This window comes from Spiroplasma endosymbiont of Sarcophaga variegata (assembly GCF_965178695.1).
GTDB classification, from domain to species: Bacteria; Bacillota_I; Bacilli_A; order Mycoplasmatales; family Mycoplasmataceae; genus Spiroplasma; species Spiroplasma poulsonii.
The window spans coordinates 507,913-524,811 of record NZ_CBCXVU010000002.1; the positions used below are offsets into that span (position 1 = coordinate 507,913).

Below are 16,899 nucleotides of genomic sequence, written 5' to 3' on the forward strand. Positions count from 1 at the left end.
CTTAAAGAAAAGATAACTAAAATAATTTTAGTCATCATTATTGTTATTTATCTTTCTTTTCATCATCTTCAGTAATTTCTGGTTCAGATTGTTCACCTTGGTGATCATTCATATGTTTTGAAGCTTCGGCCATTGCTTGTTCAAGCCCGGCCATTTTTGCTTCTAATCCGGCATAATCTTCTTTATCTAATAATTCTTTAATTTCTTTAACCATTTCTTCTGATGTTTTTAATTGTTCAGCATCCATTTTATCTTTGTTCGTTTCTAATGCTTGACTAATTACTGCAACATATGATTCAGCCTTATTACGTAATTCGATGTTTTTTAATTTTTGTTCATCTTTATCTTTATTTTTTTCAGCTTCATCAACCATACGTTGAATTTCTTCATCGGTTAATCCGCCACCATTAGTGATTGTAACAGATTGTTCTTTGTTTGTTTTTAAATCTTTTGCTGCAACTGAAACAATTCCGTTGGCGTCAATTGAGAACTTAACTTCAATTTGTGGCATTCCTTTTGGCGCAGGGTCAATTCCTGATAATTGAAAACGCCCCAATGTTTTGTTATCACCAGCCATTTTCCGTTCTCCTTGTAAGACATGAATGTCAACCGCTGGTTGGTTATCAGCAGCAGTTGAAAACACTTGTGCTTTTGAAGTTGGAATTGTTGTATTTCGAGGGATTAAAACAGTTGATACCCCTCCCAATGTCTCAATTCCTAATGATAATGGTGTTACATCTAATAATAAAACATCTTTTACATCACCAGCTAAAACTCCCCCTTGAATTGCGGCTCCAATTGCCACAACTTCATCAGGATTAATTGTTCGGTTTGGCTCTTTTCCTAATTCACGTTTAATCACTTCTTGAACAGCTGGAATTCTAGTACTTCCACCAACTAATAACACTTGGTCTAATTCACTAGCTTTTAATTTAGCATCCGCCAATGCTTTACGAACAGGTTCAACGGTACGATCAACAAGACTTTTTGTCATTTCATCAAATTTTGCTCTTGTTAAAGTTAAATTTAAGTGTAATGGATTACCATCACGAGCAGTAATAAACGGTGCCGCAATTTCTGTTTGTAATTGTGAAGACAGATTTTTCTTTGCTTTTTCCGTTTCTTCTTTTAAACGTTGCATTGCCATTTTATCTGTTTTTAAATCAATTCCATTTTCTTTTTTAAATTCTTCAACCATTCATTTAATGATAACATCATCAAAGTCATCTCCTCCTAAATGGTTATCCCCCGCAGTTGATAATACTTCAAAAGTTCCATCAGCTAAATCTAAGATTGAAACATCAAATGTTCCTCCTCCTAAATCATAAACTAAAACTTTTTGTTCTTTGTCAACTTTATCAATTCCATAAGCTAATGCCGCTGCGGTTGGTTCATTAATAATTCGTTCAACATCTAATCCGGCAATTTTTCCGGCATCTTTTGTTGCTTGACGTTGGGCATCATTAAAGTATGCTGGAACAGTAATAACTGCTTTTGATACTTTTTGTCCTAATTTTTTTTCAGCATAACTTTTTAAATAACGTAAAATTTCGGCTGAAATTTGTTCAGGACTATAATCTTTGCTATTAACATGCACTTTATCAGATGTTCCCATCTTTCTTTTAATTGAACTAATTGTATTTGGATTAGTTACTGCTTGACGTTTTGCAGCATCTCCAACAATAATTTCCTCATTTTTAAATGAAACAACCGATGGTGTTGTACGTTGTCCTTCTGGGTTTTCTAAAACTTTAAATTCGTTTCCTTCCATAACAGCAACACATGAATTCGTTGTTCCTAAATCAATTCCAATAATTTTTGACATAATATCTTTCCTTCCTCTCTCCAATATTGTTATTTTGCTACCTGCACTGATGCATGTCTTAAAACACGATCATGAATCATATATCCTTTTTGCATAATTTGAACAATGCATCCTGAATCAACATCAGTTGATTCAACAATCTCAATTGCCGCATGAAGATTAGAATTAAAATGTTCACCAACTTTTGTATCCATTGCAGTAATTCCTTCTTCTTCGAAAACCGTTTTAAATATATGGTGAATAATTTCAAATCCAGTTAAAAAGTTTTTAACCTCTGGAGTTACATTTGTAACTTGTAATGCCCGCTCAAAGTTATCTAGGGTCGGCAGTAATTTTTCTGCCATTCCGGCGGCACGATAACGTTTAATATCATCTACTTCAGTGTGAATTCTTTTTTTTAAGTTTTCCCCATCTGCTAATGCTAATAACTTTTCTTCTCGTAATCGCATATTATCTTTTAATAATAAATCAATTTCTTGTTCTAAATCTTCAATAATAGCCAAGTTATTTGTTTCAGCTGTCGGTGTTCCAGCTTCTGATGATGCTGTTTCCGAAGGTGTTGCTTGCGTATTAGCCAATTCTTTCCGTAGTTTTTCAATTTTTTCTTTTAATTGGTTTGGTGAAGATTTGCCATTTTGTTCATTATTCATTAATCTCAACCTTTCTATCTTCTTTTTGATATGCTTCTCTAATACGGTTTGCTAATCACTCTAACACTTCATAGAGCTTATCATATTCCAAGCGCTTTGGTCCCACCAAAGCAATGCCCCCTTCTTGCATATCATCAACTTTATATGTTGTTGTTAATAATGCCATATCGTCATTATTAAATCCTGTTTCACTTCCAATTTGGATTGAAACCAAGTCTTCATTTGGGTTATCTTGTTGTTTTTTAAAATAATCAAATGGGGAAATTGTTTCAATAAGGCGAATAATTTGTTTAATTCGTTCCGGATTATTATATTCCGGATTTTGTAACATATATTGTAAACCATGTGTTGAATAACTTGGTTTAACAATGCTTGTTAAAGCATTCGCAAATTGTTTTAAAATATATTCATAATGTTTAACTTGTTGTTCTAAAACTGGTCGAATAACATCAAATTTAGCAGTAATATCCGTTATTTTAGTGTTTTCTAACCGGCTATTAAATAGTTCGACTGAAATTTGTAAATCATTAATTGAACTATTTTCATCAGTATTAAACAATTTGTTTTCAACGTGGCCGTTTTTTAAAACAAAGACAACAACCGCTTGCGTTGCAGAAATTGGTAATAACTCAATTTTCTTTAACATTTCTTCTTTAAAATTTGGCCCAACAACAACCGTTGTTAAATTTGTCATTTCACTTAAGATTTGCCCTGTTTGATCAAGAATATCATTAATTGACATATTACGATCAACAAATAATGCTTCAATTCGGTTTTTAATATCATCAATATTTTTCTCATCCATTAAATTATCAACATAATAACGATACCCTTTTGTTGATGGAATGCGCCCCGATGAAGCATGTTCTTTTTCTAAAAAACCTTCTTTTTCTAAAATTGCAGATTCATTCCGAATTGTTGCAGAAGAAGAATATATTAACGAAGAAGCCATAATAGTTTTACTTCCAACAGGTTGCGCTGTCTTCGTGTATTCTTCCACAATTACTTTTAAGATGTTTTCTTGGCGTTGAGTTAACATCATTAACACCTCCTAGTTTCAATTCTGATCTAAATTTGGCAATTAACACTAAATAGTGATAACAATAATATTATAAATTATCATTCTAAGAATGCAAGTGCTAATTTAATTTTGTACTGTTTTTAATGACCATTTCATTATTAGCAACATCAATCGTATATGATTTTCCCTCTTGAACTTCTTCGGAAATAATAGCATGTGCAATTAATGATTCAAGGTTTCGTTGAATGTAACGCTTAATTGGACGAGCTCCAAATTCACGATCATATCCTTCGTTTAAAATTTTTTCTAAAACTGCTTCTGAATAAGTAATCCGAATTTTTTTACTATTTTCAATGCGCTGAGTTAGTTCCGATAATTCTTTTTCAATAATCTCTTTAATCACTTCTTTCGATAAAGCATTAAAGGTTACAACATTATCAATTCGATTTAAAAATTCTGGCTTAAATTTTTTGGCCAATTCTTTTTGAATTAACAGCCCAACTCCTTCGTTGTTTTCATTCAATAGATATTCTGATCCAATGTTTGAAGTCATAATAATAATTGTATTTTTAAAATCAACCGTTTTTCCTAATGAATCAGTTAAACGCCCATCTTCTAAAATTTGTAAAAGAATATTCAGGATATCTGGATGGGCCTTTTCAATTTCATCAAATAAAACAATTGAGTATGGACTACGACGAACAGCTTCTGTTAATTGCCCCCCCTGTTCATAACCAACATAACCTGGTGGCGCACCAATTAACTTGCTAACAGAATGTTTCTCCATATATTCTGACATATCTAATCGGACCATCTGTTTTTCTGAGTTAAATAAAACATACGCTAAACTACGAGCAACTTCAGTTTTTCCAACTCCGGTTGGTCCTAAAAATAAGAAACTACCAATTGGTTTATTGGGATCTTTAATTCCACTACGACTACGAATAATCGCATCTGAAACCGCTTGAATTGCCTCATTTTGACCGCGAACACGACTACACAAAATATTATTTAAATTCAGTAATTTTGCTTTTTCGGTTTCAACTAACCGGTCAACAGGAATTCCTGTTCATTTTCCAACAATTGCCGCAATCTTGCGCTCAGTTACATCTTCTTTTAACAAGTGTGATTCAGAAGCACTTTTTTCTTGCTCATGTAATTGTTGTTCTAATTTTGGTAATAAGGCGTATTGAATTTCCCCCGCACGATTAAAATCACCGCGTAATTGTGTTTGTTCTAATTCTTTTTTTAATTGTTCAACTTCTGATTTTAAGTTCTTTAATTTAGTAATACTTTCTTTTTCGGAATTTCACTGAATTTCTAATTTTTCTTGTTTTGTTTTTAATGGTTTTAATTCATTTGCAATATCAACTAACCGTTCATTAGAAGCTTTATCCGTTTCTTTTTGTAACGCAACTTTTTCAATTTCTAATTGAACAACACGACGATTTAAGTTATCTAACTCGGTTGGCACCGATGCAATTTCCGTTTTAATTGTTGCAGAAGCTTCATCAATTAAGTCAATTGCTTTATCTGGTAAAAAACGATCAGTAATATAACGTGATGACAAGTTAACAGCAGCAACTAAAGCATTGTCATGGATTTTAACCCCATGGAAAGTTTCAAAGCGTTCTTTCAATCCACGTAAGATTGAAATACTTTCATCAATTGTTGATTCAACAACCATTACTTTTTGAAAACGACGTTCTAAAGCAGCATCTTTTTCAATATATAAACGATGTTCATCTAATGTTGTCGCACCAATACAGTGTAAGTCACCACGAGCCAACATTGGTTTTAGTAAATTACTAGCATCCATACTTCCTTGGGTTTTACCAGCCCCAATAATTAAATGTAATTCATCAATAAATAAAATAAAATCACCATTAGATTCTTTTACTTTATTCATCACTGCTTTTAAACGTTCTTCAAATTCTCCTTGAAATTTAGCTCCTGCAATTAAGGCTCCCATATCTAATTCATAAATTGTTTTATTTTGTAAATTACTAGGAATATCACCTTTAACAATTCGTTGAGCTAATCCTTCGACAATTGCCGTTTTCCCAACCCCTGGTTCTCCAATTAAAACGGGATTGTTTTTTGTTTTACGAGATAAAATTCGGATTACCCGGTTAATTTCATCTTCACGTCCAATAATTGGATCTAATTTTCCAGCAATTGCTTCTTTATTAAGGTTTTTAGTAAATTTTTCAAGAACCTTTGGATCTTTTCCTAGTTCATATTGCTGTGCAAATTCCATAAAGTACCCTCCTTTTTTAGCACTCTCACTCTCTGTTTGCTAATTTGATATTTATATCTTATCATAGTTGTTAGCAAAGTCAACTAAATAGTGCTAAAATTTTAAAAATAATTTAATTACAAAAATATTAGATATAATAAGAAGTAAGGGGAGAAGAAAAAAAGCATATTTTTAGAAAGGAGTACCAATGAAATTACAACACCTAGATAAAAAACGTTTAATCTTAATTGATTTAGATGGGACAACATTAATGAATGATGGTAAAACAATCCATCCAAAAACACAAGAAGTAATTAAAAAAGCTGTTAATGTTGGCCATAAAGTATGTATTATTACTGGGCGCCCCCACCGGGCAAGTATTCGCTTTTATCGTGAATTAGGATTAGATACATTATTAACAAATTTTGATGGTGGTCATATTCATGACCCCTTAAAACGTGAATTTAAACGATTAGTTTTCTCAATTGCATATGATGTAATTATAAGTATTATTAATCATCCCGATGTTAGAGGCAATGTTGAAAATGTTTTAATTGAACATTATGATAAAGCAATTTGTTGAAAAAAAGATGAGGCAATTGAAAACTACTTCCATCTTGATGATGTGGCTGATGATGAATATTTTATTGCCGACCCTTACAATTCTTGAAAAGGTCCCGCTAGTAATATGGCGTTATATTTAAACGGAACTAATAAAACAGATGAAGTATTAAGAATGTTTGAAAACTTTAAGAACTCTGTTCGAATTAATATTGGCCACTATAGCAGCAAACAAAGTCAAACAATGATTAATATTACGAATAAACTTGTTTCAAAAGGATTTGCAGCTGATATTTTAGCCCAATACTATAATGTTGATATTCGTGATGTTATCGCCTTTGGTGATGAAATGAATGATTTAGAATTATTGCAAAATGTTGGTTATGGCGTTGCAATGAAAAATGGTAATGATAATTTAAAAACTAATGCGCGTGGAATTACCCACTTAACTAATGATGAAGGTGGCGTTGGTGATTATTTAGAAAAATTACTAAACGGTGAAAACGTATAAAAAAGGGCTAATGCCCTTTTTTAAATTAAATAATAGTTTTTAAAATATGTCCCATAAAAATCATTAAGAATTTGTCAATTTAAACCCTTTTGATCATCTGGCGTTAATAACCATTGGGCAAAACCTTCGGCGAATAATTCTGCGTTACCACCTGTCCGACCATAACCAGATTGAATAAATGCCCAAGCCTCTAATTGTTGTTGAAACGGTGCATTATTACTAATGCCAACTTGTTTTCCTAAATAACGAACTAATGAATCATTTGGACTATACATAAACCCACGAATATTAATTAATGACTTATCTTTAGTTGGTGTACAACGCCCAGTTGCTGGTGTAATATTATGATTAAAACGAAGACGATTATTTGGTCAAACTCAAGCATAATTTGAAATCGCATGTCCTATTTCATAAACAATAGTTGAAATATTAGTTGCGGTTGAATGAAATCCAATTTGATATTGAATTTTACTCATTCGCGCTTGCAGTGAATGTTCCGTAAACACTAAACATTGTGCTAAATCATTTCCATTTCCTTTTAGTTTTGTAAAAGCTAAAACTTGGTTATTACTTACTGTACCATATTGACCAATACTATTATTAATTTCTAAATTATAGATTAATTTTTTAAAAACGGCTGCGCCAAAAATACTAACAAACAAATTGGCAAAGTCAATTAAATTATTACGGAACGGTGCTTGTTCTTTATAATCTAACGTTAATACCATTTTTTCTAATTGGTATGGATAAATCTTATTATTTGTTAAACCATTAACAACATCAGTAATTGTTTTAAAATGCGACAATGCTTTTTTTTGATTAAATGCTGCTACAACTTTAGGGTTTGCTTGATAAAGCATATTATTTTCACAACGTTTAATAAAAGCTAAGTCATTGGTACTAAGTTGTCTTATTTTACCATTTGCATGCGCAAAGTTTTTAAAGGTGGCACTTACTAATTGGTTATTATTTTGCGGGTTAAATCTATTTTTTGGTTACTATGTTCAGCATATAATAAACATTTACTATATTAAGCATAATTAATTTCATTATCGCCTTTTAAAACACTTCAAAACAATCAGGCAAACAACACCGCTAGCCCTAAACTCACAATTAAAATTGTAATCATTGTAATATTTTTTGTTTTCTTCATAACCATTCCCCTTTAACAAGATTAGTTTTGTTATAATTAAAAATTGATAAAATATTACGTCCCACTTTTTATAATTATACCAAAAAACGCCTTAAATTAAAAGGTTTACGCCATATGGATACTACCATAGGGTTCTTAAAAAAGTTTAATATAAAAAACACCCGAAACAAAACGGATGTTAAAACATTAATATAAACAAGATGATAGTGGCTATTAGAGTTCTCTAATAACCATTTTGATTCTAGCATTTGAATACAAAAAACTATTTTCTAGTAAAGAAAAATACTAATTATTATTATCGTCATCATCTTCTGATAAATCTTTTATTTTCTTTTTATCAATTTTAACTCAACCAGAAGTTTGCTTTTCTTGATTAATTTGCAATCAAATATGATAATTTGGATCGTTTGGATTATTTGCTGCTTTTCGTAATTTCAACTTTTGTTCTAATGTTAAATTACTAGGATTAAAATATTCACCTTCAGTCGCATATTGATCACCATCAATTTCTGCTTTTGCTTTTTTAGCTGCTGCTAAAATTTCAGCCATTGTTTTTTTTGCCATTATATCCCTCCATTATGAAACCATTATAGTAATATTATAACATTATCTAGGATAACGACATAATTATTAAAAAAAGAAAAATAACTTTATTACTTTTCCCTTCTCAGTCTATCAACTAATAAATTTAATATTACTGTTAATTTAAATTCCATCAAATGTTTCAGCATAAACATTTTCATACATATTTAAGCTTTGTAACAGTTGAATTGTCTTTTTTGTTAACTTAAGTTTTTCAAAACCATTATTCTCTTTAATATGTTGTAATGTCTCTGCTTTCACAATTGGTTGAATACTAAAATATTTGATTCATGCCAAGACTAATTGGGAAACAGTACAATTATATTTTTTTGCTTCCGTAATTAGAATTTGGTTTTCTAAAACTTTTGTGATTGGTGAATATGCTTGAACTAAAATATTTTTATCTTGACAATATTGTACCCGGTCTCACCGTTGATTAAAGGGATTAAACTCAATTTGATTAATGTTGGGATAAATCCCTGTTTTTTCAAATAAGACTTCAATCATATCTTTATCAAAATTGCTAACACCAACAATATGAATTAAACCTTGTGCTTTACATTGTAATAATTCAACATAAGCTTTAATTGTTTTATGAAAATTCATATTTGGGCGATGAATTAAAACAATATCCAAATAATTCACATCTAGGCGTTTTAACGCTCCCAATACTGCCGTTGTTGTCTTCCCTGCTTCAATGTCATCGCATCAAATTTTTGTTTCAATAATAACATCTTCTCGTTTTGCATTATTAGTAATTAAATATTTTTTAATTGCTTGCCCAACCATTTCTTCATTCTGATAAACTTTAGCAGTATCAATAATTTTATAACCATTTTGCAAGGCATTAATAATTGCCTCTTCTTTTTTCAAAAATAAAGTCCCAAATGCAATCTTTTCTAAACGAAATGGCATCTTCCTAACCCCCTTTAGATTATTTACTATATTTATTTAATAAATCCTGAACATTACTTGTTACGGGATATTTTGAAATAATTTGATGATAAATATTATTGTACCCAACAAAAGAATGGACAACATATTTATGATCAATAATTTGTAATGGTTTTAAAACAGTTCCTCCCGTTAAAATAGCTGCAAAAAACATTGCTTCTTCATCAGCAACTAGGTCTCGTTCAGAAAAAATTGTATCATAACTAATTTTTTTGTGCGCCAAAGCTTGTTGTTCAATCTTCATTCGGTCTTGAGTTTCACTTTCGTTTGGCCAAACTTGTTCATATGCTGTTAAACGCGCAAACATTTTATAATTAGTTGCAATTGCTAACGCGCCCATTAGAACACCTTCTGGTGCACCACCAATGCCATATAAAAAATCAGCTTTTTTTAAAACAACATCAATCGCCCCCAAAACATCTCCCTCATTAATTAATTCGACATAAATTCCTAGTTTTTTCATTGTCTTAATAATTGCTTGATGACGAGGTTTATTTAAAATAATACATAATAAATTTTGTTTGATACTTAATAAAGTTAATAATATTTTCTCAATCGGTTGAGAAAAATCAATTGTTGCTCCTAAGTCTTCTGATAAAAATAATTTTTCCATATACATTTCTGGAATTTGTAACATTGTATCAATTTTAGCAATAGCAATACACGGGATTGAACCCGGTTCATTTTTACTGGCCGGAGCTGTTCCTTCAATTGGGTCAACAGCAATATCAATTGTAATTGCTTGTTGATGGGAAAAAGTTTGTCCTTGATACAACATTGGTGCTGCATCAAGTTCACCTTTGCCAATTGCAATTTTTGCTTTAACATCATTATTTGTTAATAACTTATTAATGATATCAACCGCTTTTTGATCTAACATATTTTTATCATTCTTGCCAACTAATTCATATGCAGCAATCACAGCTAACTGGACTGCGCGTAAAAATAAAAGACTATTTGTTTCCATTGTTCATTCCTTTGCTTGCTATTAATATTTAATCACATAATTGCAAAAATAAAAATGTAAAGTAACTTACATTTTTATTTTTATGAATGTTTTTCATTTGATTCTTTTGGAAGTTTTCCAAACAATTCGTGAAAGGCTCGCTTCCAGCCAACCTTGCCGGCATACATCAAAAACTCATTGCTGGAAATAACAAAGGTACAAAAAACAATTGGAACAATACATACTCAATAGTATAAAGTTGGTTGTAAAATCTGGTTTGGAACACTAGCAGCAATAAAAATGTACTGTCAAATTGGTGTTCAAAATAACATTAATAATTGGGTTGATGTTGTATAGGTTGGCCCTGACATTGCTAAACAAGCATAATATAACATACGTGAACTACCCATAATAATTCCACCAAAAATAAAAATTAAAGCATAATCATAATATTAAAAGTTAGTAAATATTTTATAACCTTCAAAAAAATTTTGATGCGAAGCAACAGCCGCAATTGGTGTTCCTAATAATAACATTAATAATGCTGAAGACCCTGTTTTAATTGAAACTGTTTCATAATTAGTAAAATTAATTTTGGAATAACTCATTAAATGTGACATTCCCAACGCTTCCATTGCATAGAAAGCAGCTGTTATTAAGGCTAAACACATTCCCCCAATTGATGATCACGTTAAACCTTCATCAATTGCAAAATGAATTGACATTCCCAAAATCAAAAATGTTGAAATTGCTAATGCTGTTCAAGTGTATTTACTTTGACGAGCACGGAAGAAAATTGCACTTCCAACCCCAGCTAAAATAACATTTAAGTTTAATAACAATCCAGGCACTGTTCCATCAGTTTGCCCAAGATGATTAATTGTTAATAACACTGATAACTGGAAAAATACCATCGCAACTGGTCCACCCAAAAATCCATATAAAACAACTAGTCATGTTTCTTTATGATGCAACATCTTAAAAAAATTAATAAAATTTTTTGTTTTATAAAAAATAAACATTACAAACATCGCCATTATTTCTTGGATTGTAACATAAAATGTTGTATTAATTGGTGATGCTAAGTTTCCATAAGGTCCTTGTTCAGGAATCATATATAACATTAGCGGTACAAATGAATATCCAACCGCTGAAATTAATCCATATACAATCCCTAAAATAATTCGGCGTTTTATCCGAATTAAATCTAAATCATTTTTTGTTTTCTCTAATTTTAACAAATGTTCTTCTGCATTATTGCTCTCTTTTGCTTTAATTTTGTCGAAAACTCTTGATATTTATAAAATATACCTAAAATTAGGTATATTTTTAATATATAGAGGTAAATAAATGATGAAAAAAATAATTACAGAATTAATAAATAGCTTAACAGATGATCAATTTTTAGAATTTTATGAAAAAATAAAACAACAAGCAGACTTAATTAAAAAACAAAAACGTTTAAATGAAATTGATCAAAAATTTAGAGATAAAGGCATTATATGTCCTAATTGCAAATCTTTTCATTGTGTTAAAAATGGTCATAATTCCGAAGGAAAACAAAAATATTTATGTAAAAAATGTCGTGCTAGTTTTGATGCATTTCGTCATCATTTTACTTATTGAAGTCATTTAAATTATGAACAGTGAAATTTATTAATTCAAATTTCATTGTTAGGACAATCTAGTAAAATAATTTCTCGTTTTATTAAAACAACCCCAAAAACCGCTTGATATAATCGACAAAAATTAATGCAATCAAAACAATTAGAAAATACACAGTTAAAATTTAAAAAATTAAATGGTCAAATCCAAATGGATGAAACATTTATTAAAGAAATTCATAAAGGCAATTTTAAAGATAAATTTGATAAACGAAAAACTCATCTCGATCCATTTTCAACTGATACCAAATGCTGTATTCAAATGGCAGTTGATAGCAATAATAATATTTTTGTTCAATCCACCAATACCAAAAGATTACAAAAACAATGGATTATTGAAAATATGAATAAGCAACTAATTAAAGAAAAATCAATAATTATTTCTGATATGCAACCACTATATTTATTAGTAGCAAAACAAACAAATTCTACTCTATATTCCACCAAAACTAGTACAAACCCTGATACTAGTTATCAAAAGTTAAATAAGATTAGTAAATTACAATCCAGTCTTAAAGAAGCCTTAATTCATTATCATGGTTTGGGTTTCACTAATATTCAAAATTATTTAAAGCTCTGAAAATGAAAATACCAACACAAAGGTTTAACACCAAACCAACAATCAACGGTATTATATTTTAACGTTTAAAAAATTTAAAGCAAAATCATAATCTTACACAAAATTAGTTTTCAAATTGTCATATTGATGATTTTTTTTATTTCATCAAGAGTTTTCGACAAAATTAAAGCTCTTTTGCATTCATCATTTTTATAACTACCTGATCCCATCTTTTTTACTACATATTATCACATAATTTATAATTTCCTTTAAAATTATTAGTTATATCTTACACCCAATAGCGCTAAATGTTAAATTTTTTCAACTTTTTTTTATTTTTTTTAAAGTAGGAATATAATAATAATGAAAATATATATGATATGGGAGATTCATAAATAATGAAAAATAAAAGACATAAAATTAGTAACTATGAAGAATATGAAATAATTAAAAAAAATATCAAACATGCAGAAAAATTATTAAAACATTATACACAACAAACACACGAATCACGACAACAATTATTAGCAAAATTAGAATGATTAAAAAAACACCCTGATCAAACCAAAGAATTTAAGTTAAAGTTACAATTAGAACAATTAAATTCAAAGGAAATAACAATGGTACATCGTTTTGTTAATAAAATTGTTGGATATGAAGAACAATTAATCAATATTGAAGACAAACTAGGTCTTGATGATGATGTTCGAATTACAAAAATTCGTAACATTAATAAAAAAGAAATAATTAAACAGGAAACTTCTTTAGAGCTTAGAAATTATTTGAAAAAAACACAAGTTAAAGGTTACATTTATCTTATTTTAGCTGGATTCATTTGTACAATTGCTTTTGATTATTTCTTATCACCATCAAAAGTTTTGCCACCCGGAATTGGAGCATTAGGAAGAATTTTTGCGCAATATATTTTTCAACCATTAAATAGCGATAATATTAATAATGCAAACTTAATGTATTATGTTTTTTACATTGTTAATAACATTCCTTTAATTATTTTTAGCTGATTTTTTGTCAGTCATCGTTTTACCATTAATACTATTATTTTTATGATTGCTCAAACAGTGTTTCATATTATTTTAAATGGGGTTGGATCTTATCATGGCATTCCTTATATTAATGCCAATGATTTTCATTTCTTACAAGACTTAAATAAAATTACCGATACAACAGTTCATGATTTATGGATTTTCTTCTTTGGATTAATTGCCGCAATTTTAAATGGAATTGCCTTTGGATTTCTATATACTGCTGATGCTTGTCCTGGTGGAACCGATTTTGTTAATAACTATATTTCACGCAAAAAGAAAAAACCAGTTGGTAATATTTCAATTATTGTTAATACAATTTTAATGCTTATTACTTGAGCAATGAGCTATGCAGTAAAAACACCAACACCAAATCCTTCTTTTGCAACCTACTACTTCTCAGCACCATTCTTTGCGGCCTTTATGGTAATTATTATTTGTGGTATTGTTTCAAATAAAGTTTTCCCTCGTTACAAAAACACATCATTATTAATTATTAGTGACAAACCAGAAGTCATTATTACTCGTTTGAAAGAAAATGGATTTGCTCATAATGCATTATGAAAAGTTACTACAAATTATAATGATAAATACAAAGACAATGCTTATATGGTAATGATTACCATCCCTTTGACAATGTTTAAACGGATTGCAGAAACGATTTTATTAGCTGATAATGATGCCATTATTCGTGCCCAAACAACTTATAAAATTAAACACATGCCGCATAATGATAATTAAATTATTTCTTAAAATAAAATATCACCCGTCTGGGTGATATTTTATTTACTTTAAAAATTACAATAATATTTTAACTATGATCCATAAATTTATAACGGTTAAATAAATAACACAATAATCCCGTTGCAAAAGCATTTACAACAAACAATGTTGTTAATGTTCCAATTAAACTTCTTTTATTATTGGGAGCCATTGTTTTAAAATCATATTCATAATAATTATTGTTTACTTTATGCACATCATATAAAACTTGAGTTGGAAAAGAACCCTGCGCAAATGTCCACAATGTATAAGGATCAATTAGTTGTTTCAATGTAATTTCAAAGTGATCAACAAAATAAACATTTCTAACAATTTTGCTAATATACCCTCCTCATGCATTTCAGGCGCTAGAACTAATATAAACATGTTCTTGTAAGTTTTTTTCTTGTAATTCCGGTTGTTTAGCAAACGCTTCATTTATAGTATTAAAAATATTTCTTAAAAAAGCTGAATGATTAATAATTAAATAGGAGAAATACTGTTCAAAAAATGAAGAATTGTTTTCAATAATTAAATTATTAATTTCTGAAAATTTTAATTTTAATTGTTCCCCTTTTTTAAAAAAATTATTTAACTGGTTAAATTCATTTTCTTTTTCAAAGATCTTTAATAATTGTTCTTTTATAGTGTTGACATAAGTGCTTTGATTTAAAACTAAATCATTATTAATGTAACCATTTCGATATAATGGAATTGATAATTGATTATTTCAGGGATTAATATTTAGTTTTATCCCAAAATCAAATGCTTTTAACCATCTACCTTTAATGAAAACAAAATTATAAATTTTGTTTTCATCACTATATTCTAAATTATTTTTAACATTTTGAACAAATGTATTAATAATATTTTCATTATTAATTAACGGTGAATTAATAATATAACTACTCATTTGATAAAATGCTTTAATATTTTTATCTAAATTATTTTGTTCTAAACTATCTAATAAATCCAAATAATATTTATTTTCTGAAACTAACAAATAATTAATATTAATATAACTTAAATCCAAAGTTTGGAATTCTATCTGTTCAGTCCCACGATAACGTTCTGTATATGGTCGATACTGTTTTAAGAAAATTAAATTACTATTAGTAACATATGGTATTAAAGGTAAAATTCATTATAAAGCAGTACAAAGTAAACTAAGAAAAGTAATAAAAGTTAAAGCAAAAAGTTTTGATGTAATAAAACAAAAGAGAAAAATTAATGGAACTAGCAATATTAAATATAATAAAATTACAAAATAAAATTTTAAATAAACAAAATAATCATAAGCACCAGTAGTCTGCAAAAATAAGGTTAAAACAGTACTCGGAAATAACATTAGAATTGTAAAAAATAAAGCACTAAAACAATAAAAAAAGGTTAGTTTAAAAAATATTAAATTACTTCGATATTTAAAATTAAGCACATAAGAATAAATAATTCCATTATTTTGTTCTTCTTTAAAATTAACAATAATTAAGTACGTAACAAAAATTGGAATAAAAATCAAATATATTATTCGAAAAAAGACCATAATGAGAGTTGCTGCCCCACTTTTGATGACCTCTTGATAATTTAAAAAGAAAAAAGTAAAAAAGTCATAGTGATAACAAAACCAAAAAGTAATCATAATCATATTATTTTTGATTTAAAATTTTTTTTAAATAAAAATAATCATAATCTCATTAAAAAACAACTCCTTTTTCTCATCTTATTTTTTAACTTCTTCAACTTGACTATAATATAATTGTTCAAGATTTTCTTGTTTATAATCAAAATTTTTATTATATAAAACTTTGCCCTTATTAAGAATAACAACATAATTAATTAAAGATTCTAATTCTGACAAAATATGGGAAGCAATAATAATTGTTATTTTAGGATTTCTTTGATGCAATTTAAAAATTAACTCATAAACTTGTTTTCTAGTATCAGGATCTAAATTAGCGGTTGGTTCATCTAAAATTAATAAATCCGGGTCATTAATTAAACTTAAAGCTAATAAAAACTTCTTTTTCATTCCACTTGAAAACTTAACAAAACTTTTGTGTGCATGTTCAGTCAAATGAAAATATTCTAGTACTTTTGGAATTAGTTCTTTTGCTTTTTGATAATTAATTTTTGTAATAAAAGCTTGATAAAATAAAATATCTTTTACGCTTGTATTACGATCAAAAGAACTATTGGCAGGGGCAAAACCAGTTTTTTTTGCATCAATAAAAAAATCATCATATTTTAAGGACTGATCTTTTTTAATCAGTCCTAAAATAATTTTAATTAAGGTTGTTTTTCCTGCTCCATTAGGGCCAACCAACCCAATAATTTGCCCATCATTAATATTTAAATTAATACCACTAAGAATTTCTTTATGTTTATATCCAAAAGATAATGCTTGGCATCTAACTTTAGTCATTTTTTAA

The 16,899-nt window shown here is 28.8% G+C and carries 16 protein-coding genes; 3 read left to right on the forward strand and 13 right to left on the reverse strand.

What is annotated here, in order from left to right:
- Positions 1-43 precede the first annotated feature (43 nt).
- The 4 genes from dnaK to ACOBME_RS04450 form a co-directional block, all read right to left on the reverse strand.
- Positions 44-1,825 carry a molecular chaperone DnaK gene (gene dnaK, locus ACOBME_RS04435; protein WP_419334418.1) on the reverse strand — a complete coding sequence of 594 codons (1,782 nt, stop codon included), beginning with the start codon at positions 1,823-1,825 and terminating at the stop codon, positions 44-46.
- 29 nt (positions 1,826-1,854) lie between these two features.
- The gene (locus ACOBME_RS04440) at positions 1,855-2,475 is read right to left on the reverse strand and encodes a nucleotide exchange factor GrpE (RefSeq protein WP_338964279.1); all 621 of its coding nucleotides are present in this window, start codon (positions 2,473-2,475) and stop codon (positions 1,855-1,857) included.
- Positions 2,468-3,517, reverse strand: a complete 1,050-nt coding sequence (gene hrcA / locus ACOBME_RS04445) for a heat-inducible transcriptional repressor HrcA (protein ID WP_419334421.1) — start codon at positions 3,515-3,517, stop codon at positions 2,468-2,470. The genes ACOBME_RS04440 and hrcA overlap by 8 nt, the downstream gene beginning before the upstream one ends.
- A gap of 97 nt (positions 3,518-3,614) precedes the next feature.
- Positions 3,615-5,756, reverse strand: a complete 2,142-nt coding sequence (locus ACOBME_RS04450; RefSeq protein ID WP_338964283.1) for an ATP-dependent Clp protease ATP-binding subunit — start codon at positions 5,754-5,756, stop codon at positions 3,615-3,617.
- 187 nt (positions 5,757-5,943) lie between these two features.
- On the opposite strand from ACOBME_RS04450, the gene ACOBME_RS04455 reads away from it, so the two are divergent.
- A complete protein-coding gene (locus tag ACOBME_RS04455) occupies positions 5,944-6,807 on the forward strand; it encodes a Cof-type HAD-IIB family hydrolase (RefSeq protein WP_338964285.1) in 864 nt (287 codons plus the stop codon).
- A gap of 20 nt (positions 6,808-6,827) precedes the next feature.
- Here ACOBME_RS04455 and ACOBME_RS04460 read toward each other — a convergent pair whose 3' ends face one another.
- The 7 genes from ACOBME_RS04460 to ACOBME_RS04490 form a co-directional block, all read right to left on the reverse strand.
- Positions 6,828-7,667: a hypothetical protein gene (locus ACOBME_RS04460; protein WP_338964287.1), complete on the reverse strand. Its 840-nt coding sequence runs from the start codon at positions 7,665-7,667 to the stop codon at positions 6,828-6,830.
- A 170-nt stretch (positions 7,668-7,837) separates the two neighbouring features.
- Positions 7,838-7,960 (reverse strand): hypothetical protein, encoded by a 123-nt coding sequence (locus tag ACOBME_RS04465; RefSeq protein WP_338964290.1) that lies wholly within the window; start codon positions 7,958-7,960, stop codon positions 7,838-7,840.
- A gap of 285 nt (positions 7,961-8,245) precedes the next feature.
- Positions 8,246-8,524 (reverse strand): hypothetical protein, encoded by a 279-nt coding sequence (locus tag ACOBME_RS04470; RefSeq protein WP_419334424.1) that lies wholly within the window; start codon positions 8,522-8,524, stop codon positions 8,246-8,248.
- Between the two features lie 141 nt (positions 8,525-8,665).
- Positions 8,666-9,457: an aldo/keto reductase family protein gene (locus ACOBME_RS04475; RefSeq protein WP_338964296.1), complete on the reverse strand. Its 792-nt coding sequence runs from the start codon at positions 9,455-9,457 to the stop codon at positions 8,666-8,668.
- A gap of 19 nt (positions 9,458-9,476) precedes the next feature.
- On the reverse strand, positions 9,477-10,463 hold the full coding sequence (locus ACOBME_RS04480) for a fructose-bisphosphatase class II (protein WP_419334426.1): 987 nt from the start codon (positions 10,461-10,463) through the stop codon (positions 9,477-9,479).
- 80 nt (positions 10,464-10,543) lie between these two features.
- The gene (locus ACOBME_RS04485; protein WP_419334428.1) at positions 10,544-10,852 is read right to left on the reverse strand and encodes a hypothetical protein; all 309 of its coding nucleotides are present in this window, start codon (positions 10,850-10,852) and stop codon (positions 10,544-10,546) included.
- 42 nt (positions 10,853-10,894) lie between these two features.
- The gene (locus ACOBME_RS04490; protein WP_419334430.1) at positions 10,895-11,683 is read right to left on the reverse strand and encodes a hypothetical protein; all 789 of its coding nucleotides are present in this window, start codon (positions 11,681-11,683) and stop codon (positions 10,895-10,897) included.
- Between the two features lie 109 nt (positions 11,684-11,792).
- On the opposite strand from ACOBME_RS04490, the gene ACOBME_RS04495 reads away from it, so the two are divergent.
- Together ACOBME_RS04495 and ACOBME_RS04500 are read left to right on the forward strand one after the other, a co-directional pair.
- Positions 11,793-12,755 carry an IS1/IS1595 family N-terminal zinc-binding domain-containing protein gene (locus ACOBME_RS04495; RefSeq protein WP_338963247.1) on the forward strand — a complete coding sequence of 321 codons (963 nt, stop codon included), beginning with the start codon at positions 11,793-11,795 and terminating at the stop codon, positions 12,753-12,755.
- A 308-nt stretch (positions 12,756-13,063) separates the two neighbouring features.
- Positions 13,064-14,449: a YitT family protein gene (locus tag ACOBME_RS04500; RefSeq protein WP_338964300.1), complete on the forward strand. Its 1,386-nt coding sequence runs from the start codon at positions 13,064-13,066 to the stop codon at positions 14,447-14,449.
- Positions 14,450-14,519: 70 nt separating this feature from the next.
- Here ACOBME_RS04500 and ACOBME_RS04505 read toward each other — a convergent pair whose 3' ends face one another.
- Together ACOBME_RS04505 and ACOBME_RS04510 are read right to left on the reverse strand one after the other, a co-directional pair.
- Entirely contained in the window at positions 14,520-15,503 is a 984-nt protein-coding gene (locus ACOBME_RS04505) for a hypothetical protein (RefSeq protein WP_419334433.1), read from the reverse strand.
- A 687-nt stretch (positions 15,504-16,190) separates the two neighbouring features.
- Complete coding sequence (locus ACOBME_RS04510; RefSeq protein ID WP_419334436.1) at positions 16,191-16,892, reverse strand: ABC transporter ATP-binding protein; 702 nt, start codon at positions 16,890-16,892, stop codon at positions 16,191-16,193.
- Between the last annotated feature and the right edge of the window lie 7 nt (positions 16,893-16,899).